The sequence below is a fragment of the Tsuneonella litorea genome, from assembly GCF_025154015.1.
GTDB classification, from domain to species: Bacteria; Pseudomonadota; Alphaproteobacteria; order Sphingomonadales; family Sphingomonadaceae; genus Tsuneonella; species Tsuneonella litorea.
Genome location: NZ_JAOAMV010000006.1, coordinates 118,492 through 139,211, shown reverse-complemented (window position 1 = coordinate 139,211; position 20,720 = coordinate 118,492). Strand labels below are relative to the sequence as shown.

General features: G+C 69.0%; 22 protein-coding genes. 14 read left to right on the top strand and 8 right to left on the bottom strand.

Going from position 1 to position 20,720, the window contains the following annotated elements; translation table 11 throughout:
- Positions 1–23: 23 nt before the first annotated feature.
- The gene (locus N0B51_RS12725; RefSeq protein WP_259962823.1) at positions 24–224 is read left to right on the top strand and encodes a hypothetical protein; all 201 of its coding nucleotides are present in this window, start codon (positions 24–26) and stop codon (positions 222–224) included.
- 87 nt (positions 225–311) lie between these two features.
- Positions 312–929 carry a dioxygenase family protein gene (locus tag N0B51_RS12720; protein WP_259962821.1) on the top strand — a complete coding sequence of 206 codons (618 nt, stop codon included), beginning with the start codon at positions 312–314 and terminating at the stop codon, positions 927–929.
- A 28-nt stretch (positions 930–957) separates the two neighbouring features.
- Here N0B51_RS12720 and N0B51_RS12715 read toward each other — a convergent pair whose 3' ends face one another.
- Positions 958–1,446: a hypothetical protein gene (locus N0B51_RS12715; protein ID WP_259962820.1), complete on the bottom strand. Its 489-nt coding sequence runs from the start codon at positions 1,444–1,446 to the stop codon at positions 958–960.
- 107 nt (positions 1,447–1,553) lie between these two features.
- Between N0B51_RS12715 and N0B51_RS12710 the strand changes: the two genes are divergently transcribed.
- On the top strand, positions 1,554–2,009 hold the full coding sequence (locus tag N0B51_RS12710) for a COG3650 family protein (protein WP_259962818.1): 456 nt from the start codon (positions 1,554–1,556) through the stop codon (positions 2,007–2,009).
- A gap of 158 nt (positions 2,010–2,167) precedes the next feature.
- Entirely contained in the window at positions 2,168–3,166 is a 999-nt protein-coding gene (locus N0B51_RS12705) for a hypothetical protein (protein ID WP_259962816.1), read from the top strand.
- A gap of 64 nt (positions 3,167–3,230) precedes the next feature.
- Here N0B51_RS12705 and ygfZ read toward each other — a convergent pair whose 3' ends face one another.
- Positions 3,231–3,959 carry a CAF17-like 4Fe-4S cluster assembly/insertion protein YgfZ gene (gene ygfZ / locus N0B51_RS12700; protein WP_259962815.1) on the bottom strand — a complete coding sequence of 243 codons (729 nt, stop codon included), beginning with the start codon at positions 3,957–3,959 and terminating at the stop codon, positions 3,231–3,233.
- 39 nt (positions 3,960–3,998) lie between these two features.
- On the opposite strand from ygfZ, the gene pyrC reads away from it, so the two are divergent.
- On the top strand, positions 3,999–5,036 hold the full coding sequence (gene pyrC, locus N0B51_RS12695; RefSeq protein WP_259962813.1) for a dihydroorotase: 1,038 nt from the start codon (positions 3,999–4,001) through the stop codon (positions 5,034–5,036).
- Here the strand turns inward: pyrC and rarD are convergent.
- Positions 5,014–5,907, bottom strand: a complete 894-nt coding sequence (gene rarD / locus N0B51_RS12690; RefSeq protein WP_259962812.1) for an EamA family transporter RarD — start codon at positions 5,905–5,907, stop codon at positions 5,014–5,016. The two genes, pyrC and rarD, sit on opposite strands and share 23 nt — an antisense overlap.
- Before the next feature lie 204 nt (positions 5,908–6,111).
- Here rarD and N0B51_RS12685 point away from each other — a divergent pair, with 204 nt between their 5' ends.
- Both N0B51_RS12685 and N0B51_RS12680 read left to right on the top strand, forming a co-directional pair.
- Positions 6,112–6,594 carry a glycine zipper 2TM domain-containing protein gene (locus tag N0B51_RS12685; protein ID WP_259962810.1) on the top strand — a complete coding sequence of 161 codons (483 nt, stop codon included), beginning with the start codon at positions 6,112–6,114 and terminating at the stop codon, positions 6,592–6,594.
- 139 nt (positions 6,595–6,733) lie between these two features.
- The gene (locus N0B51_RS12680) at positions 6,734–7,435 is read left to right on the top strand and encodes a hypothetical protein (protein ID WP_259962808.1); all 702 of its coding nucleotides are present in this window, start codon (positions 6,734–6,736) and stop codon (positions 7,433–7,435) included.
- Here N0B51_RS12680 and astD read toward each other — a convergent pair.
- Complete coding sequence (gene astD / locus N0B51_RS12675) at positions 7,432–8,880, bottom strand: succinylglutamate-semialdehyde dehydrogenase (protein WP_259962806.1); 1,449 nt, start codon at positions 8,878–8,880, stop codon at positions 7,432–7,434. The two genes, N0B51_RS12680 and astD, sit on opposite strands and share 4 nt — an antisense overlap.
- A gap of 97 nt (positions 8,881–8,977) precedes the next feature.
- On the bottom strand, positions 8,978–10,372 hold the full coding sequence (locus tag N0B51_RS12670) for a protein adenylyltransferase SelO family protein (RefSeq protein WP_259962803.1): 1,395 nt from the start codon (positions 10,370–10,372) through the stop codon (positions 8,978–8,980).
- 93 nt (positions 10,373–10,465) lie between these two features.
- On the opposite strand from N0B51_RS12670, the gene N0B51_RS12665 reads away from it, so the two are divergent.
- The 4 genes from N0B51_RS12665 (at position 10,466) to N0B51_RS12650 (ending at position 15,345) form a co-directional block, all read left to right on the top strand.
- Positions 10,466–11,617, top strand: coding sequence for a glycosyltransferase family 4 protein (locus N0B51_RS12665; protein WP_259962888.1), 1,152 nt, complete (start codon positions 10,466–10,468; stop codon positions 11,615–11,617).
- A gap of 144 nt (positions 11,618–11,761) precedes the next feature.
- A complete protein-coding gene (locus N0B51_RS12660; RefSeq protein ID WP_259962802.1) occupies positions 11,762–12,529 on the top strand; it encodes a tetratricopeptide repeat protein in 768 nt (255 codons plus the stop codon).
- A 23-nt stretch (positions 12,530–12,552) separates the two neighbouring features.
- Positions 12,553–13,905: an outer membrane protein assembly factor BamB family protein gene (locus N0B51_RS12655; protein ID WP_259962801.1), complete on the top strand. Its 1,353-nt coding sequence runs from the start codon at positions 12,553–12,555 to the stop codon at positions 13,903–13,905.
- A 120-nt stretch (positions 13,906–14,025) separates the two neighbouring features.
- Positions 14,026–15,345 carry an isoprenylcysteine carboxylmethyltransferase family protein gene (locus N0B51_RS12650; RefSeq protein WP_259962799.1) on the top strand — a complete coding sequence of 440 codons (1,320 nt, stop codon included), beginning with the start codon at positions 14,026–14,028 and terminating at the stop codon, positions 15,343–15,345.
- Here N0B51_RS12650 and N0B51_RS12645 read toward each other — a convergent pair whose 3' ends face one another.
- The gene (locus N0B51_RS12645; protein ID WP_259962797.1) at positions 15,346–16,716 is read right to left on the bottom strand and encodes a glutamate--cysteine ligase; all 1,371 of its coding nucleotides are present in this window, start codon (positions 16,714–16,716) and stop codon (positions 15,346–15,348) included. It lies immediately after the preceding gene.
- A 41-nt stretch (positions 16,717–16,757) separates the two neighbouring features.
- A complete protein-coding gene (locus N0B51_RS12640; RefSeq protein WP_259962795.1) occupies positions 16,758–17,516 on the bottom strand; it encodes a 16S rRNA (uracil(1498)-N(3))-methyltransferase in 759 nt (252 codons plus the stop codon).
- A 40-nt stretch (positions 17,517–17,556) separates the two neighbouring features.
- On the opposite strand from N0B51_RS12640, the gene ubiA reads away from it, so the two are divergent.
- The 3 genes from ubiA to N0B51_RS12625 are packed head-to-tail and all read left to right on the top strand — an operon-like array spanning position 17,557 to position 20,323.
- Positions 17,557–18,459 (top strand): 4-hydroxybenzoate octaprenyltransferase, encoded by a 903-nt coding sequence (gene ubiA / locus N0B51_RS12635; RefSeq protein ID WP_259962793.1) that lies wholly within the window; start codon positions 17,557–17,559, stop codon positions 18,457–18,459.
- A 12-nt stretch (positions 18,460–18,471) separates the two neighbouring features.
- On the top strand, positions 18,472–19,101 hold the full coding sequence (locus N0B51_RS12630) for an SOS response-associated peptidase (protein ID WP_259962792.1): 630 nt from the start codon (positions 18,472–18,474) through the stop codon (positions 19,099–19,101).
- Positions 19,102–19,111: 10 nt separating this feature from the next.
- Positions 19,112–20,323, top strand: a complete 1,212-nt coding sequence (locus N0B51_RS12625; protein ID WP_259962790.1) for an MFS transporter — start codon at positions 19,112–19,114, stop codon at positions 20,321–20,323.
- On the opposite strand, the gene N0B51_RS12620 is transcribed toward N0B51_RS12625, so the two are convergent.
- A complete protein-coding gene (locus N0B51_RS12620; protein WP_259962789.1) occupies positions 20,314–20,685 on the bottom strand; it encodes a VOC family protein in 372 nt (123 codons plus the stop codon). The two genes, N0B51_RS12625 and N0B51_RS12620, sit on opposite strands and share 10 nt — an antisense overlap.
- Positions 20,686–20,720: the final 35 nt, after the last annotated feature.

The window sequence follows — 20,720 nt, the reverse complement described above, 5'->3', positions numbered from 1 at the left end:
TATCCCGTAAAGGAGATTCCGCGATGGCAAGAAACACGGGCGAAGGACATCGGATCGGCGCGATCGGCGACCGCACGCAGGTGCGCAATCCGATAACCGGAAGATGGGCCAAGCGCGACCGTTCCAGCGGCGAAAACGCGGGCGAATTCATAGCCGTGAAGCGCGATGGCGAACCGTTCAAGGGCGTCGCGCGGGAGCCCGACGGGCGCCGCTCGGCCGTCTGACGAACGGTTCCGGCAGCAACCGCGTTGCCTGTCCGCCCGGCTCGGCGTAAGCTGCCGCTCGCGGGTCGCCTCGAGAGGGTGACGGGCATGAACGAACGGATTTCGCGCAGAACCTTCGTGGCGGGCGCAATCGGAGGTGCGGCAATCGGCGGCCAGGCGCTCGCGCAGACGATCACCGCGACATCGACCATCGGACCGTTTTTCCCCGCCTCCTACCGGGGCGAAACCGATGCCGACCTGACGCGAGTAGGCGGGGGAAGCGGCCGGGCCAAAGGCCAGGTGATCGAAGTCATGGGCCGCGTGCTCGACCGGCTGGGCAAGCCGATACCCGGGGCCAGGCTCGACATCTGGCAGGCCAACGCGGCGGGCCGCTACGCCCACCCGCAGGACCCGGCGGTCATGCCGCTCGATCCCAACTTCCAGGGCTTTGCCTCGATCCACACCGGGACCGACGGCAGCTGGAAGCTGCTCACCGTGAAGCCCGGCAGCTATGACAGCCCAATCGGCCAGCGCACCCCGCACATCCACATGGACGTGACCGGTCGCGACGCGCGGAGCATCTTCCAGATGTATTTCCCCGAAGATGCCGAGGCGAACGCGAGGGACGAACTTTACCGTTCGCTGGGCGATGCCGCGCCCACCTCGCTCGCCGCGGCGTTAGGCGACCATCGCTACAGCTGGGACATCGTGATGATCGAGGGATAGGTGCGCGCACCGCCAGCCGGTGCGGGCCTTATCCCTGGTCCCCGGGCAGCGTAGCGGCGACGTCGATCATCCGGTGCTGGCCCGCTTCGCCAGCCGGTGGCGGAGCCAGTTCGAGCGGTTCGAGCGGTGCGGCCAGCGGTGACGCCTCCAGCTCGGGCGGCGCCCGGTCGGCTCCGATCCAGCGGTCCTCGGCGGCGGGCTCCTCGACAAGAGGGGGTTCCGGCAGCGGGGCGTAACGGGCCGTCTGCCAGCCGAACCGCTGCTGCGCGTAGAGGCCGCGCGACGACAGTTCGGCAACCTCGACCCTGCCGTAAGGGGTGGTCATCGGGTAGTGATCGGGCGGGGCAACCTCGGGGATGCCGCTGTCGGCGCGATCGAATGCGATCGGCCGCTCGGGCAGCATCTCCATGCCGATCCCGGCGTTCTGGATGGGGGTGGTGTTGGTGGTAGCGCCGCCGACCGCGCCGGCGATCGACGCGAACGCGCACGCGCCCAGAAACCAGGGGGTTGGCTTCATGGTCTGACTCCGAATGTCCTGAACCGTTTGCCCCAGACAATGCACGAAACGCGGACCATGTTCCGCGAAACCACGGAACCGAGGGAGACGTCGCGCGTCGACCGGCCATGCACCGATTCGCATCTATCGCGGCCGCACTGGCCGCGCTCGCCATTTCCGGGTGCAGCAGCCCGACGGAAGGCATCCCCGGCGATGCCGCCGACGACGCGCCTTTCGCGGCCATCGGCGCGAACGAGACCGTCCGCTTTACCGGCACCGAGCCTTTCTGGGGCGGTCAGGTGGTCGGCACTGCGCTGACCTATTCGACGCCCGAAGATCCCGATGGCACCGACATCGTCGTCACCCGCTTCGCTGGTCGCGGCGGGCTGTCGTGGAGCGGCACCTATGACGGTGCGCGGTTCGTGCTCGCCGTGACCCCCGGCGAATGTTCGGACGGGATGAGCGACCGGACCTATCCCTTCGTCGCTACGCTCGAGGTGAAGGGAGAACAGCGGTCCGGATGCGCCTGGACCGAAACGCGGTCGTTCACCACGCCCGATGGGGCGGATTCGCCCGTGCCGTAGACAGTAACGGCGCGTTTCAGGCCCTTCGGTTCGCCGGGCAAATCCATCCGGTCGTCGTGAAAAAATAACGAAAAAACACGAATATTCGTGGGCTTAGGCCGTTCCTGAACCACGGATAAACGGAAACCGCGTCAAAACTTGCGGATTGTTTGCCGGCTATGAAGACCTGCACCAAACCGCTCCGCACGGGCCTCGCCGCGATTGCCGCGGCGACCGCCCTATCGTCCAGCCTTGCCGTCGCCCAGACGGCTTCGCAAGCAACGACCGGCCCGATCGTGCTGCCGGAAAGCAGCCTGCCGGTTCCCGATCCCGTGCCGGCGTCCCAGCCGACGATCGTCGTGCCCGAGGTCGCGCCGGTTACAGCGGCCGAGGAGCCGCCCGCGCCGTTGCCGGTCACCGCGACGGCCCGGACGACGCGCACGACGGCACCGGCCCCCGCCAGCGACGTTTCGCGCACCGTGCCGCGGCCGATGCGGGCCACCAGCAGGAAGGACGTCGATCCTGGCCTCGCCCCTGTCGCTGCGGCGGCCACCAATGGCCCGCAGGAACTCGCCAGCGTATCCGGCGACGCGACGGAGGTTGCGGCCAGGGACATTGCCGCTCAATCCATCGACGACGAAGTTCGCCCGGCGCCCGAGATGGAGTCGCAGCGTGAGGACGTGACCGAGGGGCTTGCCCAGTTGCTCGCCGGCCTTCTCGTTGCCGCCATCGCGGCCGGCGGTCTTGTCCTGCTCATGCGCCGTCGCCGGGCCATAGTTCGTGCGGATGAAGCGCCCGCGATCCAGCGGCCGATCGTCCGCGAACCGGTCGATCATCCTGCGCCGACGGGGGCTGCGGTCACGGCTGCCCGGCCCACGGGCCCGCAACCGGCGATGGAAAGACAGGGCTACCTGCCCAGCCAAGGCGCTGCGATCGCCCTGCCGCGCGAAGCGCCGACCGATTTCGAGGAGCGGACCAGCCTGCTTCGCCGGATGGTCGCCGCGCGGCCGGACCGGGCCAACCCGTTCCGCTCGCCGGGCGCACGGCTCAAGCGGGCCCGGCTGATCCTCGCCTCGCTCGGGCGCAAGTTCGAAAGCGGTCCGCCGCGGATCGACCTGAGCGATTATACCAGCAACTGGCCGGCGCTCGCCCGCTACAACCGGACAGCGCCCGCCTGACGCCATCTCGCGCGGTCGCACGCGAGAGGGGCGGCACCTTCGCGGGTGTCGCCCCGTTCGCGTGTCAATCGGACAGGCGCATCCAGTCCGGAACGGCATCGGGCGGGATCGCGTCGGTCCGCAAGTGATCGACGGCGAAGCCGTCGTCGGGCCAGGCTGCCTTGCGCCGCGCTTGGTCCGATGCGGCCAGCGGCACGACGACCAGCCGCCGGTTGACCTTCTGCCGCCAGTTCATCCGGGCGGTGTTTTCCTGCCCGACGTAGCACCCCTTGGAGAAGCTCACCCCATTCAGTTCGGCCGCATTGGTCTCGAGCCAGAGGATGTCGCCCAGTTCGGCGCGTCCCTCGGGAACGCCGAGGCGCAGGCGCTGCATGCGCCAGGCATCGTCGGCGGGTTCGTCAGACTCCGAGGCGGGCGCGAGCCATCGTTCGCCCAGCGCGGGAAGACGGGGATCGGCAGCACCGCCGTCGCCGGCGTGCGGAGCCCAGTGGACCGCTACGCTGTCGTCGCGCGCGATATCCAGCTGGCGGCGCAGCCGGTAGAGCGAGAGCCGCCTGACGAGTTCGTCGGCGTGGGCGGACTCGCAGTCGAGCAGGATCTCGCCGGGTGCGCCCGGCCAGACGACCAGGTCGAACAGCGCCTTGCCCTGCGCGGTCAGCAGGCCGGCATAGACCGGCAGCGGCCCCGAAACGTCATTGGTGAGCAGGGCCTGGAGGAAGCCGGCGGCGTCCTCGTCCTCGGCGCGGGGTGAGACACGCACGACGGCGCGGTCGAACAGGCGGGTAGCGGGCATGGCTGGCAGATAGGGGGTCCCCGCTCTAAGGGAAGGGCGATGACCGATTCCCTCACCATTCGCCGCCCTGACGACTGGCACGTGCACCTGCGCGACGGCGCGATGCTGGCGGGCGTTGCGGAGTACACCGCACGCCAGTTCGCCCGCGCGATCGTGATGCCGAACCTATCCCCGCCGGTCACCACGACCGACGCCGCGCGCGCCTATCGCGAGCGGATCCTGGCCGCCGTGCCGGACGGACTGTCGTTCGAGCCGCTGATGACGGCCTATCTCACCGACAGCACCGATCCGGCCGACCTCGCCCGCGGCAAGGCCGAAGGCGTGCTGACCGCGGCCAAGCTCTATCCCGCGAACGCCACCACCAACTCGGCGCACGGGGTGACCGACATCGCGCACCTTGCCCCGGTTTTCGCGGCGATGGAGGAGGCGGGCCTCTTGCTGTGTATCCACGGCGAGGTGACGACGAGCGACATCGACGTGTTCGACCGCGAGGCCGTGTTCATCGAGCGCCACCTGTCGCGCATCGTGCGCGACTTTCCCGGCCTCAAGGTCGTGCTCGAGCACATCACCACCAGCGAAGGCGTCGCCTTCGTCGAGGCGGCAGGGCCGAACGTGGCCGGCACGATCACCCCGCAGCATCTCCACATCAACCGCAACGCGATGCTGGTAGGTGGCATACGCCCGCACGCCTACTGCCTGCCGGTCGCCAAGCGCGAGGAGCACCGGCTCGCACTGCGCAAGGCGGCGACGTCGGGTTCGGGCAAGTTCTTTCTCGGCACCGACAGCGCGCCCCACGCCAGGCACGACAAGGAAAGCGCCTGCGGCTGTGCCGGGATCTTCAACGCACCCTTCGCGCTCGAAAGCTACGTCACCGTGTTCGACGAAGAGGACGCGCTTGACCGGTTCGAGCAGTTCGCCTCGCTCGCGGGACCGGCGTTCTATGGCCTACCCGTCAACGAGGAGACCGTGACGCTGCGGCGCGGCGACGCGGCCGTGCCGGAGACGATCGAGGCGGGCGGCACCGCGGTCGTCCCGTTCCACGCCGGGGAAACGCTCAGCTGGCGGCTGGTCGCCTAGCCAGCAGGTCCCAGACGAACACCGCGATCGCGATCCAGATCGCGATGAAGGCAGCGACCTCGGCCGGGTGAAGCGGCTTGCCGAACACGGTCAGCCCGAGCACGAAGACGATCGTCGGCGCGAGGAACTGGACGAAACCCAGCGTCGAATAACTCATCCGCCGCGCGGCCACCGCGAACAGCCACAACGGTATCGCGGTGACGACGCCGCCGAGCATTATCGCCAGGCTCAGCCCCCATTCGTGCCCGAACGAGGAACCGGCGGGGGAGGCGGCGTACCAGCCGGCGAGTGCCAGCGCGGGGACCAGCAGGATCGCCGATTCGATCGTCAGGCCGGGCAGCGCGCCCACGGGCACCTGCTTGCGGACAAGGCCATAGGTGCCAAAGCTCAGGGCGAGCGTGAGGCTGATCCACAGCGTCGTCAGCGCGCCCCCGAGCAGCATGGCGATGCCGATGGCCGCTATTCCCACCGCGATCCATCCGCGCCGCGACAGACGTTCGCCCAGCAGCACCGTGCCCAGCAGAACGTTTACCAGCGGGTTGATGTAGTAACCCAGGCTCGCGGCGAAGACCTCGCCCGCCTGGATCGCCCAGACGTAGACAAGCCAGTTGACCGCGATGAGCACCGACGAAAGGGCCAGCCAGCCAAGGGTCCGCGGGTTGCGCAGCGCGGCGGCGATCTCGGGCAGCTGGTGGCGCAGGGACGCGATGACCAGGCACAGCGGGAGCGTCCAGACGATGCGCCAGGCCACGAATTCGAACGGCGGGACGCTATTCACGAGAATCAGGTAGAGCGGCAGGAAGCCCCAGATGAGGTAGGCGCCGAGGGCGGCAGGCAGTCCGCTGGGCTGCTGGGGTTCGGCGCTGTTCATCTTCGCGCGCCCCTAGGGCCCCTCCACCGGCCCGGCAAGCGACGAAAAGTCCCGGAAAACCCCGTGTTTCTCGCAAGGGGCGAAAAAAGTTCGAAGCTGAAGGCGCCGTTGCCGTCCGTTCAGTTACGCCCCCTTATTTATGAACGGGACAGAAGGGGTGTGCACTCAGCCTCTCGGTCGCGAGAGACACGAAAGGATACACCGATGCAGAAGAACCCGATCAAGACCGCCGCGCTGGCCCTGGCCGTGCCGGGCCTGATGGTCGCCGCACCGGTCGCCGCCGCGCCGGCGGCGCACAGCGCCGCTTACGACAACAGCGCGGTGTGGGGCGACCATTCGGCCCAGCACAAGCGCCACAAGCATCGCGGCCACCACCGCCACGATCGCCATGACCGGTACGACCGCTACGACAGCCGCTATTATGGCAACGGATATGGCTATCAGCAGACCTATTACGGTGAGCCGGTCTACGCGAACACCCGCGTGTGGCGGGGCGAGGACGACCGCTACTACTGCCGCAAGTCGAACGGCACCACCGGCCTGGTCATCGGCGCAGCGGGCGGCGCTCTCCTCGGCCGCGAGATCGCCGGCCGGTATGGCGACCGCACGCTGGGTGCGATCCTCGGTGCCGCGGGCGGTGCCCTGCTGGGCCGCGAGATCGCCAAGAGCGGCGCCCGCTGCCGCTGAGCCGGCCCTGACGAGCTTCGCGGCCGTGCCCACCCGCGGCCGCAAGCGCGAACCCACTTCGGGGACGCGGAAGGCGTCCTTCGCTTCGGCGGAGGGCGCCTTCTTCTTTTGGCAAGCGCGATGGGCTAGACGCCCGCGGGTGCCGAGCCGCGTACGCCTCCTCCTGCCGCTGCTGGTCGCGCTTGCCGCCTGCGGAGAGCGGGAGACCGAGCCGACGCCTCCGCCGCGCGATCCGCAGGTCGCGCAGGCGCTCGACGATCCGCTGATGACCGACCCCGACCTGTCCAGCCGGAATGAAGCGGCTTCCGCGCTGACGGTCGAGAGCGATGCATCGCTGCCGATCCTTCCCGCAACTGCCGAGGCGATCGCGGCCGCGCGGGCTGACGCCGCGCGCATCGCGGGCGGCGCCGACCGTCTCGTCGCGCCGGGCGATCCGGAGGCGAACGGAGTATCCCTCGCCAACGATGCCAACCCTCGGGACCGCCTCGCCGTTCTTGGCGCGGGGGCGGACTGTCTTCGAGACCTGCAGGCCTCGGCGATCTGGGCCGCGCGGATGCCCGCAGCGATGCCCGTCTATCCGCGCGGCGCCACGCTCGATGCCGCCGGGTCCGATTCAAAGGCGTGCAAGGTGCGCGCGATCACGTTCTCGACCCCGGTCCCGCCGGCCGACGTGCTGGCGTTCTATGCGCACCGCGCACGCGCGGCGAACATCGCGTCGCGATACCTGCGAGCGGGCCAGGACCTGCAACTGACGGGGAGGGACCGCTCGTTCGCCTTCGACGTGCGGGTTCGGCCCGAGGGCGACCACACGATCGTTCGCCTGACCACGCTCGTGCGTTAACCGGCCATCGGGCGCGGGCTCCGGCGCCGTTCCTGCCGGAACCCCGCACCCAGGCTGGCACGGGGCTGGTCCATTTCGGTGCTGGCGACCGGATAGGCGCAGTAATCCGCGGCGTAGAACGCCGACGGACGGTGGTTGCCCGACAGGCCGAGACCGCCGAACGGGGCCTTGCTGCTCGCGCCGCTGGTCGGCCGATTCCAGTTGACGATGCCGGCGCGGATGTTGGCCCAGAAGCGGTTGTAGTCCTGGGGCGACCCCCCGATGAGCGAGGCGGACAGGCCGAACCGGGTGTCGTTCGCCTCGGCGATCGCCTGGTCGAAGGTGTCCACCTTCACCACCTGCAGCAAGGGACCGAACAGCTCGACGTCGGGCCGGTCGTTCATCGTGGTCACGTCGATGATCGCAGGGCTGACGAACGGAAGGTTGTCGTCCGGGCGCTGCATGTGCTTGATCGCCTTGCCGCCGTTCGACAGCAGGTAGAGGAAGCTCTCGCAAAGCTGGTCCGCCGCCTGGTTGTCGATCACTGGCCCCATGAACGGCGCAGGATCGGCGAACGGTTCGCCGAAGATGATTCGGTCGGCGAGCGCCTTAACCTCGCGCAGCAGCGGCTCGTACATGCTCGCCTTGACGATCAGCCGCCGGGCGGCCGTGCAACGCTGGCCCGCGGTCGTGAACGCGCTCTGGACGACGAGGATGGCGGCATCGGCGATCTTGGGGGTGTCCAGGACCACGATCGGGTTGTTGCCGCCCATCTCGAGCGCGACGATTTTGCCCGGGTTGCCGGCGAGCTTCTTGTTGATCGCGATCCCTGCGCGTGCGCTGCCGGTGAACAGCACGCCGTCGATGTCGCGGTGCGCGATGAGCGCCTGTCCTTCGGCGGGACCGCCCTGGAGGCACTGCACGACCGCCGCCGAGATGCCTGCGCGGTGGAAGCAGGAAACGAGGAATTCGCCCACCGCGGGGGTCTTCTCGCTCGGCTTGAAGATCACCGTGTTGCCCGCGATCAGCGCCGGGACGATGTGCCCGTTGGGCAGGTGCGCGGGGAAATTGTACGGACCCAGCACCGCCATGACGCCATGCGGCTTGTGTCTCACCGCCGCCGTGCCCTGGAGCGCGCTGTCGAGCTTTTTCTGGCCGGTCCGCTCGGCATAGGCGGTGATCGAGATGTCGACCTTGGCGACCACCGATTCGACCTCGGTGCGCGCTTCCCACAGCGGCTTGCCTGTTTCGCGCGCGATCAGCTCGGCGAACTTGTCGTGTTCCTTGCGCACCTCGTTGGCAAATCGTCGGACAAGTTCGACGCGGGTCGCCAGCGGCTTGGACGCCCAATCGGGCCAGGCTCGCCGCGCCCGCGACACCGCCTCGTCGACATCACCCGTCTTGCCGCGCCACAGTTCCTTGCCGGTGGCGGGTTCGAACGAGACGACATCGGTAACGGCTGGCAACTGAAGATTCTCCGGGTGCGATCCCCCCACGGGGCATTACGGTCCGGCGTCCTTACGCAATGATGCCGGCAATGGTGAAGAACTTTCCAACGCGAGGCTAATGACCGCCCGGTTCGGGCGCAGCGCCCAGCGCCTCGCCCAGCCGTCGGATGGCCGCGATTTCGCTGGTGAGCGGGTCCCAGTCGTCGTTCTTGTCGATGGCGGACCACAGCGCCTCGACGCGGTCGATGACGAGCGAGGGCGGGGCGGGTTCGTCCCACAGCGGATGAGACGGCCCGGCCGGCTCGAACCCCTCGAACGCCTGCGTCAACGGCCCTTCCGCCGCACGTCCGAAGCGGTGCCGGTGGAAGAACAGATCGGGTGCCTCGCCACTCTCGCGCATCGCCGCCTCGCACGCTGCGACGAGCGCCGCATCGCGCTCCTCACCTCGCGAGCCGAGCCCGAGCCGCCAGAGCCACCGGCGGCGAACGTGACCCATGTAGAGCGGCCCGAACCGCTCGAGCGCCGCGAGCAGCGGCGGCGCGTCCGCGACGATGCGCAGCGCGATCGCAAGCTGGCCGCAGTTCCAGTAGAGCGCCTCGGGCTGGCGGCCGAAGGCGTAGAGGCCCGCATGGTCGAAATAGGCCGCGGTAAAGCCCGCGTCCCACTCGGGCAGGAACCGCCACGGCCCGTAATCGAAGCTCTCGCCCGTCACGTTCATGTTGTCGGTGTTGAGCACCCCGTGGACGAAACCTGCGACCATCCAGCTCGCGGCGAGGTCGGCGAGCCGTTCGACCACCTGGTGCATCAGGATCACCGCCGGCTCGTCGCGGCCCGGCGCGTCGTCGGGCGGGAGCGGGCCTGGGAATTGCGAGAGGCAGTAGTCGACCAGTTCGCGGACGTGCCCGGCCTCTTCCAGCTTCCCGAGCCGCTGGAAGCTGCCGATGCGGATATGCCCGTGGCTGAGCCGGACGAGGACGGCGGAGCGGGTCGGAGACGGCTCGTCGCCGCGCCACAGCTCCTCGCCGGTCTCGACGATCGAGAAGGTGCGGCTGGTGTTCACGCCGAGCGCCTCCAGCAACTCGGTCGCAAGCAGTTCGCGCACGGCGCCCTTCAGAGTCAGGCGGCCGTCCGCGGTGCGGCTCCACGGGGTGGTGCCGGATCCCTTCGTGCCGAGCTCGAGCAGGCGCCCGTCTGCCCCCCGCATCTGCGCGAAGGTGAAACCGCGCCCGTCGCCGATCTCGGGATTATACACGCGGAACTGGTGTCCGTGATAGCGCAGCGCCAGCGGGGCGGGCAGGGTGCCGGGCAGCGGATCGAACCGCGCGAAATGGGCGATCCATTCGTCGTCGGACAAGCCGGCAAGGCCGACCTCCGCGGCCGCGCGGTCATTGCGCCAGCGCAGAATCGTCTTCGGGAAATCTGCCGGCGCGACCGGGTCCGCCAGCCAGTCTGCAAGTTCGAGAAGGGGGTGTTCGGGCCGGTATGCGGCAGGTTGCTCTCCGGCGTTCATCGGGCGATAGTGGGAGCATGGACGCAGCGGTGCAACCCGCGGCAGGAACAGGAAGGGCCGCACCGGCGCGATGACCAGGGACCGAGCGGCGGCATGAGCGCGGGGCAGACCGCGCCGCCGCGCATCCTCCATCTCCATTCGACCTTCGCCAGCGGCGGCAAGGAACGCCGCGCGGTGCGGCTGATGAACGCCTTTGGCCCGAAGGTGCAGCACGCGATCGTGAGCGCCGTGCCGGGAGAAACCTCTGCCGCGAAAGAGATCGGCCGCGCGCTCGCGGTTTCGTGGCCGACAGACTTTCCCGCGCTGCAGGGCCGCCCGACGCCGGGCCGGCTCAAAAGGCTGGCCGAGGCGATGCGCGGCTATGATCTCGTGCTGACCTACAACTGGGGCGCGATGGACGCGGTGATGGCGAACACCCTGTTCGGCGAGGCGTTCGGCCTGCCGCCGCTGATCCACCACGAGGACGGCTTCAACGAGGACGAACAGCAGCGCCTCAAGCCGGCGCGCAACTGGTATCGCCGCATCGCGCTGGGTCGGGCGAAGGGGCTGGTGGTGCCGTCCGAAACGCTCGAGGAGATCGCGCTGACGACCTGGGCACAGCCGATCGGCCGCGTCAGGCGGATTCCCAACGGGATCGATACGGAAGCCTTCGCCAAGCCGCCGAAGCCTGACGCGCTTCCCGGCCTGATCAAGCGGCCCGGCGAGTTCTGGGTCGGCACGCTCGCCGGCCTGCGCCCGGTCAAGAACCTTCCCGCGCTGGTGCGCGCGGTCGCGCCGCTGCCGGAGTTCTGCCAGCTGGTGATCGTCGGCGAGGGCCCCGAGCGCGAGACGATCCGGGCCGAGGCCGAGAGGCTGGGGGTCGAGCACCGCGTCCACCTCGCGGGATTCGCCCATGCGCCCGAGCGGTTCGTCGGGCTGTTCGACCTGTTCGCGCTGTCCTCGCATTCCGAGCAGTTCCCGATCTCGCTGGTCGAGGCGATGGCCGCGGGCCGGCCGGTGGCGGCCTATGATGTCGGCGACGTGGCCGAGATGGTGTCGGACGCGAACCGGCCTCTGATCGTTCCGCGGGGCGATGAAGATGCGCTGTCACGTGCGATCGGAGGGCTGCTCTACGACACCGAGGGGCGGGCCGCGTTGCGCAAGGCGAACAAGGCGAAGGCGCGCAGGGAATTCGACGAAAAGACGATGATCGCCGCCTATCGCCGTCTCTACGCCAGCGCGATGGGGCGAACGGGACTGCCCTGAACCGCGTGGCGGCATCTGCCGATTGCGCTTCACGAGGCGTTCACCCGCCGGGGGACATCCGGGATTCGACATTGAATTGAACCGCCCATCGGCTAAAGACCGCGCGCACCAGACCCTTCCCCAGAAACGAGACGACCGACCCCCGTGGCCCTTCGACCCGACAGCGACCTGACCCCCGAAGAAAAGCGCGCCCGCGCGCAGGCTGCCCAGGAGGACGTGCTCCTGCGCGAGGTCGACGACGCGGTGCGCCAGGACCAGTACGCCGAAGCCGCGCAGAAGTACGGCAAGGCGATCGTCGCCGCGGTCGTGCTCGTGCTCGCCGCATTCGGCGGGTATCTCTACTGGGACAGCCGCCAGGACGCCGAACGCGAGGCCGACAGCGAGCAGCTCGTCCGCGCGCTCGACGAGGTGCAGCGCGGCAACCTCGCCAGCGGCGACGAGGCGCTCGGCCCGGTGATCGACGACGGCACCGACGGTGCGCGCGCCGCCGCGCAACTGCTCAAGGCGGGGATCGCCATGGAGCAGGACAAGCCGGCCGAGGCCGCGGCGATCTACGAGCAGGTCTCCGCCGACGACCGTGCGCCCGAAGCCTTCCGCGACCTTGCCACGATCCGCGGTGTCGCCGCCCGCTACGACACGATGAAGCCCGCCGAGGTCGTCGCCCGCCTGAAGCCGCTGGCCGTGCCGGGCAACCCCTGGTTCGGCCCCGCGGGCGAACTCGTCGCGATGGCCTATCTCGACCAGGGCAACCAGGCCGAGGCGGGCGCGCTGTTCGCCGCGATCGCGCGCGACAAGACCACGCCCGAAACCTTGAAGGCGCGGGCGCGCCAGATGGCCGGTCTGCTCGGCGTCGACGCGATCGACGATGTCGATACCGTGATCGGCGAACCCGCGGCGACCGTCGCCCAATGATCATTTCCAGGACCGTGACCTCGATGACGACTGCCAACGCCTTTCGCACCGCCGCCCGTTCGGGTCTTGCCCTTGCGCTTGCGCTCGGCCTGTCGGCCTGTTCCGGCGGCCTGTTCGGCGGGAGCAAGGACAAGAAGATCACGCCGACCGTCGGCAACCGGATCCCCGTGCTGTCCCGGATCGAGACCGCCAAGGTCGATCCCGCGCTCGCCGGCGTGTCTGTGATCCTGCCGCCGGCGCAGGCCAATGCCGAGTGGCCCCAGGCCGGCGGCAACGCGGGCAAGAGCTACGGCCACCTCGCGCTGCCGGCCAACCTCGGCAAGGCGTGGACCGCCTCGGTCGCCGGGTCGAGCGACCGGCGCCGGCTCGCCGCGGCTCCCGTCGTCGGCGAGGGCAAGCTGTTCGTCGCCGATACCGACGGTGTCGTGAGCGCGTTCGACGCCCAGAGCGGGCGCAAGCTGTGGACCCAGGCGGCCGAGGTCGGCGGTAACCTGCGCTCGGCCAACTTCGGTGGCGGAGTCAGCTACGATGCCGGCCGCGTCTATGCGACCAACGGCGTTGGCGAGGTGCTGGCGCTCGACGCGAACACGGGCGCGCAGATCTGGAAGGTCAAGCCTGCCGGGCCTCTGCGCGGCGCCCCGACGGTCGCGTTCGGTTCGGTCTACGTGATGACCCAGGACAACCAGCTGATCGCGCTTTCGGCGAGTGACGGCAAGCTGCAGTGGAACGAATCCGGTTCGACCACGCAGACCGGTTTGTTCGGGGTGGGTTCGCCCGCGGCGGCGCAGGGCACGGTGATCGCCGGCTATTCGAGCGGCGAGCTGGTCGCCTACCGCTACGAGAACGGCCGCACGCTGTGGGCCGACGCGCTGGCCCGCACCTCGATCTCGACCGAGGTGGGCGCGCTGTCCGATATCGACGCTGATCCGATCATCGACCAGGGCCGGGTCTACGCACTCGGTCAGGGCGGGCGCATGGCCGCCTACGAGCTCGTCACCGGCCAGCGCATCTGGGAACTCAACCTCGCCGGCATCTCCACCCCGGCGGTCGCGGGAGAATGGATCTTCACCCTGACCGACGACGCCCGCCTGCTCGCGATCGCGCGCGGCAGCGGCCGGGTGCGCTGGGTCTCCGACCTTGGCCGGTGGAAGAACGCGGAAAAGAAGAAGAACCCGCTGTTCTGGACCGGGCCGGTGCTCGCCGGAAACAGCCTGTGGGTGGCCAACTCCGAAGGGCAGATCTACCGGGTGAGCGTCGAGGAAGGTTCGGCCAGCCTGTTCCAGACGGTCAAGGATCCGATCGCCCAGGCACCTGTGGTGGCGAACGGAACCCTCTACATCCTCGACGAGGGCGGGACGATCCACGCCTTTCGCTGAAACCCGGTCCGAGGGGCGCTTACCGGCTGTTTAACCCTTTGCGGTTAACGCGGGCGTGTGACGAACGCGAGTGCCCACGCATTACCTGACGCTCCGCCTAAGAGCGACGTTTCGCCGTGGGTGGGGCTCGCGGGGCTTGCGGGCCTCTTCGCGTGGATCGCGGTCTGCCGCCACTGGCCGCTGATCGCCGAAACCGTCGCCATCCCCGGACCGCGCGCCCGGCTCGACGGCCCGAACGCCGCGGTCGCCGCGATGCTGTTCTCCACCGCGCCGATGGTGGCGGTCTCGCTGATGGTCGACAAGGTCCACCGCCGCGCCTCGACGGGCATCGACTGGTCGCGGTGCCGGCCGCTTTCGCAGACGGCACGCACGTCGCTGGTGAAGCTGGCGGGCCTGTGGGTGACGTGGATCATCCTCGCCTGTACCTATGCGCTCGGGCGCTGGTACTGGGACGGACAATACCTGTTCGCGATGCGGGTTCTCGAAGCTGCGGCGGTCCCGCTGTTCGTGCTGTCGGTGCCCTACGTAATGTGGCTCGACCGCTACCTGGAAAACCCGCGCGACCAGTCCTGGCATTTCGGCGCCATGCTGTTCGGGCGCGAGGCGCACGACTTCGAGGCGGTTAAGAAGCACTGGCGGGCGTGGATCATCAAGGGGTTCTTCGGCGCGTTCATGATCTCGATCCTGCCGCCGGGGTTCGCCGCCGCGGTGAACGCGGATTTTGCCAGCATCTCCCGCGATCCCGCGGCGATCGGCATGGCGCTGATCACGTTGCTGTTCCTGGTCGACGTGCAGATCGGAACGGTCGGCTACCTTATGACATTCCGCCCGCTCGACGCGCACATCCGCAGCGGCAATCCCTATCTCGCCGGCTGGCTGGCCGCGCTGATGTGCTATCCGCCCTTCGTCTTTGCGATTATGGGCTCGGGCCTGCTCGGCTACGAGTTCGGGACGCCCGGGCAGGGCGACGCGAACTGGACAGTCTGGCTCGCCGGCCAGCCGCTGCTGATGTGGATATGGGCCATGCTGCTGGTGGCGCTCACCGGCATCTACGCCTGGGCGACGGTTGCCTTCGGGCTACGGTTCTCCAACCTCACCTATCGCGGGGTGCTGACGAATGGGCCCTACCGTTTCACGCGGCACCCCGCGTACCTCAGCAAGAACCTGTTCTGGTGGCTCTCGACGCTGCCGTTCCTCGTCACCAACGCCTCGGCGACCGATGCGGTGCGCAACGTGGCGAGCCTGTTGCTGGTCAACCTGATCTACTACTGGCGCGCGCGGACCGAGGAGGACCACCTCTGGCATGAGGATGCAAAGTACCGCGCCTACCATGCGTGGATGAGCGAGCACGGCCTCGTCACCGCGCCGCTCACGCGGCTCAAGCGGCGCCTCGGCGTGCGGGTGCGCGGGTTCGATCCGGTAGCGCAGCCGGCCGAATAGTCAGAAGCTGTACTTGTAGACCCGCGTGATGTCGCCGTTCCACTCGCCGTGGAACTTGTCGAGAAGGCGCTGGGCGGGGACCTTGCCGCTGGCGACGATCTCGTCGAGCGCCTCGAGGAAGCCGGTCTCGTTGTCACCGCTCGAGTTGAGCTCGCCGCGTGCGGCAAGGCCGGCCCGCGCGATCTTCAGCACCTCGGGCGCGATGTCGCGCAAGGTGCGGCCGCCCGGCACCGGCGCGTCGAGCGCGTGCCTGGGAACCGCCGCGCGCAACGCCTCGCGTTCCTCCATCGACCAGTCCTTCACGAGATCCCACGCCGCGTCGAGCGCGCCGGAATCGTAGAGCAGGCCGACCCACAGCGCGGGCAGCGCGCAGATCCGGCTCCATGGGCCCCCGTCGGCGCCGCGCATCTCGAGAAAAGACTTCAGCCGCACCTCGGGAAACGCGGTCGACAGGTGGTCCCACCAGTCGCTCATGCGCGGCTTTTCGCCCGGAAGGACCGACAGCTCGCCCTTGAGGAAGTCGCGAAAGCTGAGGCCCGCCGCGTCGATGTACTTGCCGTCGCGGAAGACGAAGTACATCGGCACGTCGAGCATGTAGTCGGCGTAGCGTTCGTAGCCGAACCCGTCCTCGAACACGAAAGGGATCATGCCGGTGCGCTGCGGATCGGTATCCGACCAGATGTGGCTGCGGTAGCTGAGGTAGCCGTTGGGCCTGCCTTCGGTGAACGGCGAGTTCGCGAACAGCGCGGTGGCGAGCGGCTGGAGTGCGAGCGAAACGCGGAACTTCTGCGCCATGTCCGCCTCGCTCGAATAGTCGAGGTTTGTCTGGATCGTGCAGGTCCGCAGCATCATGTCGAGGCCCAGCGAGCCGACCCGCGGCATGTGCCGCATCATGATCGCGTAGCGACCCTTGGGCATGATCGGCAGCTCTTCGCGGTTCTTGTCCGGCCACATCCCGAGGCCGAGAAAGCCGACCCCGCACTTCTCGCCGATCGCCTTGACCTGGGTCAGATGGCGGCCGGTCTCGGCGCAGGTCTGGTGCAGGTTCACCACAGGCGCGCCCGAGAGTTCGAGCTGTCCCGCGGGTTCGAGGCTGACGGTGCCGTCCGGCCCGCTCATCGCGATGACCTTGCCGTCTTCCTCGACCGGGTTCCAGCCGAACCGAGTGAGCGACATCAGGAGATCGCGTATGCCGCAGGCCTCGTCGTAAGAAGGGGCGTGATAGTCTGGCAGCTTGTAGACGAGCTTCTCGTGCTCGGTGCCGATGCGCCAGGCCTCGCGCGGCTTTTCGCCGGCGGCCATGGGGACCACGAGCTGGTCGCGGCTCTCGATGATGGGGTCGTCCGCCTCGGAGGCCTGCCGCGTGCTCATGCGGGTGGCACTAGAAAACGTAAAAGCTGTGCGCCAGCGATTTAATCTTCTCTGGCTGGCCAGTCGCCCACCGTCCCCATCCACAGCGAGGTTGCGGCGATCGCCGCGGTCTCGCCGCGCAGGATGCGCGGGCCGAGCGAGATCGGGACCGCTTGCGCGCACGCGCGAATGGCGGCGCGCTCGCCGTCGTCGAAACCGCCCTCGGGGCCGGTGAGCACGGCGGCGGGCGAACCGCCGCGGCCGAACGCGGTCGCAACGGGTTCGCCGCCAGACTCGTCGGCGAAGAACAGCGCACGGGCCTGCGGCCAGTCGCGCAGGAGCGCCGCCAGGGTCACGGGCTGCGCGATCTCGGGCAGGGCAGTCCGGGCGCATTGCTCGGCGGCCTCGATCATCACCGTCCGGGCGCGATCGAGGTTGAGCTTGTCGGCCACGCACCGGCGGGTCACGACCGGCTGGATCCGGGCGACCCCGAGCTCGGTCGCCTTTTCGATCACCATGTCGAACCGGTCCTTCTTGAGCAGCGCGGCGCAGAGCCAGAAGTCCGGTACCTCCTCACGCGGGCGCAATCGTTCGACGGGGTCGAGCACGACCGTGCGCCGGTCCGCCGCGACGACCTGTGCCGCCCATTCCCCGGTCTGGTCGTCACACAGGATCACCGCATCGCCGGGCGAAGCCCGCATCACCCGCGACAGGTAGTGCGCCTGGTTGCCTTCGACCGTGACCTGCGCGCCCAGTGCAAGCGTCGGCGGCACGAACAGGCGTGGAGCGGAGCGCGGCGGCCAGGCGGGTGTTGCGGGCATATGCTTTGCAGGTGGCACGGGGGAGGGTAGGGGACAAGCCGTGAGCGATGCGATTACCCCTGACAGCCAGCACCGCGGCCTCGTGTCCGCCCTGCCGGAACGCCCGCGCGACCTCGCCCTTCTCGCGCGGTTCGACCGGCCGATAGGCTGGTGGCTGCTGTTCTGGCCCTGCGCCTGGGGCGTCTGGCTGGCGGGGGCGGGGTGGCAGTTCGCCCTGCTCGGCTGGCTGCTTCTCGGCAGCATCGCGATGCGCGGGGCGGGATGCGCCTACAACGATATCGTCGATGCCGACCTCGACCGGCAGGTCGCCCGCACCGCCTCGCGCCCGGTGGCGAGCGGGCGGGTCCCGGTGCGGACCGCATGGATGTGGCTGCTGGCGCTGTGCGCGGTAGGGCTCGTCGTGCTGCTGCAACTGCGCTGGCAGGCGCAGCTCGTCGCGCTGGGAAGCCTCGCGCTCGTCGCCGCGTACCCCTTCATGAAGCGGATCACCTGGTGGCCTCAGGCATGGCTCGGCCTCGTCTTCACCTGGGGTACGCTGGTCGGCTGGACGCAGATCCGGCTCGATCACCTCGAGGTCGTGGCCGCGCTCTACGCGGGGGCATTCTTCTGGTGCATGGGGTACGACACGATCTACGCGCTGCAGGACCGCGAGGATGACGCGCTGGTCGGCATCCGCTCGAGCGCGCTGCGGCTCGGCGACGGGGTCCAGGCGGCGGTCCTCGCGTTCTATTGCCTTGCCCTCACGCTGTGGGGGCTGTCGTTCTGGCTGCTGCGCGCGGACTGGATCGCACTGCTCGCGCTGGCACCGGTCGGTGCGCACCTGCTGTGGCAGGGCCTGACGCTTGATCCGGACGATCCCGCCAATCCGCTCGCGCGCTTCCGGTCGAACCGGACCGCGGGCCTGCTGATGGCCGCTGCCTGCTTCGTCGCCGGCAATGCCTGAGGTCCGCGGTTGATGTGCAACCTCTACCGCATGACGAAGAACGCCGACGAGGTGGCCAAGTGGTTCGACGCGATCAACGACGCGGCGGGCGCCAACTTCGCCGAGGAACTCTACCCCGGTTACCCCGGGCTCGTCGTCGCGGAGGGACGGGTGCGCCAGATGCACTGGGGCTTCCCCGTCGTGCTCAAGGGCAAGAGGGGCCAGCCGCTGAAGCCCAAGCCGGTGACCAACGCGCGCGACGACAAGCTGACGACCGCGTTCTGGCGCGACAGCTTCGCCAGGCGCCGCTGCCTGATCCCGGTGACCCAGTGGGCCGAGGCCGAGGGCAAGCCGGGCCAGATGACGCGCACCTGGTATTCGCTTGCGGGGCACGAACTGTTCGCGGTCGCCGGGCTATGGCGGCCGACGGCGGAATGGGGGCATTCCTACGCGATGGTCATGGCCGACGCCTGTTCGCAGATGGTCGACGTGCACGACCGGATGCCGGTGATTCTCACCCCCGCACAATGGCCCGGCTGGCTCGGCGGCGACGAGAGCGAGGCGCTCGCGTTGGCGCGGACCTGCGACCTCGCGCTGGCAGTGGACCGCACCGACGCGCTGTGGGTGACCGGCGAGCGTCCGGCGCAGAAGCCGCTGCTCTAGGGGCGCCATCGTGACCCAGCCACGCCTCCTCACGACGGGGCAGGAATACCTGCTCGCGCTGGCCGCCGCGGTGGTCACCGCGAATGCCTATTACATTCACCCGATCATCGGCGAGGTCGCGGCGCATTTCGGCGTCAGCGCCGCGCGGATCGGACTGGTGCCCGCGCTGAACCAGTTGGCGGTCGCGGTAGGCATCCTGCTGCTCCTGCCGCTGGGCGACCGCTATTCGAACCGGACGCTGACCATCGTCTTCACGATCGGTCAGTGCGCCGGTCTGGTGGGGATGACGCTGGCGCAGAGTTTCGCGCTGTTCACCGCCGGCTCGACGCTGCTGGGGTTCTTCACCATCGCGCCCTACCTGCTGCCGGCCTACGCGTCCAAGCGCGTCGCGCCCGAGCGGCTGGGCCACGTGACCGCGACGCTGACTGCCGGGGTCATCTTCGGCATCCTCATCGCGCGGGTGGGGGCGGGCGTGATCGCGCACTATTTCGGCTGGCGCACGGTTTACTGGCTGGCGAGCGGGGCGATGATCGCGATCACTTTCGCGTTGCCGCGGATCATGTCGAAGGGGGCGGCCGAGCGCGAGGCAAGTCCGCTGCCCTACGGCCGGCTGCTGCTTTCGCTCGCGACGCTCGTCCGCACGCACCGCGAGATCCTGGTGTCGGGCGCGATCCAGGGGATCGGTTTCGGCCAGTTCATCGCGCTGTGGCTGGGCCTCGCGCTGCACCTGACCGGGCCTCAGATGGGCTACGGCACCGACGTGGTCGGCTACCTCGCCGGGTTCGCCGCGGTCAGCGTGATAACGACCCCGCGGTGGGGGCGGCTCGCCGACCGGATCGGCCCGCGGCGCGCGCGGGTGACCTTCGCGATCGTCCAGACGGCGGGCTGCGCGTTACTGCTGCCGTTCGGCGGGAACCTCTGGCTGCTGATGATCCCGCTGCTGCTCGGCAATATCGTGGGCCCGGCGATTGACGTCACCAGCCGCATGACATTCCTCTCGCTCGAACCTGGCGTGCGGACGCGTTTGACGACGATCTACATCGTGATGATGTTCGTCGGCGGGAGCCTCGGCAGCCTGGCGGGCACCGCGGTGTTCGATGCGTTCGGCTGGGCAGGGACCGCGCTCTACGTGCTCGCCTCGTGCCTCGTGCTCACCGCACTTAGCGTGCTGGGCTATCGGCTCTACGGGCGGGACGAGCAGGCGAATGCGGTTCAGGCATAGCTGACGATCTCCCATTCGATGCCGTCCCAGTCGAAGAAGTAGAACCGGCGGCCCGGATCGTAGTTGCCGTGGTTGATCGCCTCGAGGCCCGCCTCGCTGACGACTTGCTCGGCCGCGTCGAGGTCGTCGACCACCAGCGCGACGTGCTGAAGGGGCAGGCCCTTCTCGAATGGTCCGGAGATGTCGGGGTGGTGGTAGAGTGCGACGTAGGCGTTGTCGTCGCCGCAGTGGATCGTGCGCCCGCCCATCAGCGAAGGACCCTCCCACCGTCGCCACCATCCCGCCAGCCTGCCGAGCAGGTCGGCCATGCGGTCGGGGTCCGAAACCGAGATATTGACGTGTTCGAGCGTGCCCGTGGGCATTGGTCGCCTCCTTCTGGTCGATGCGGATCGAATCG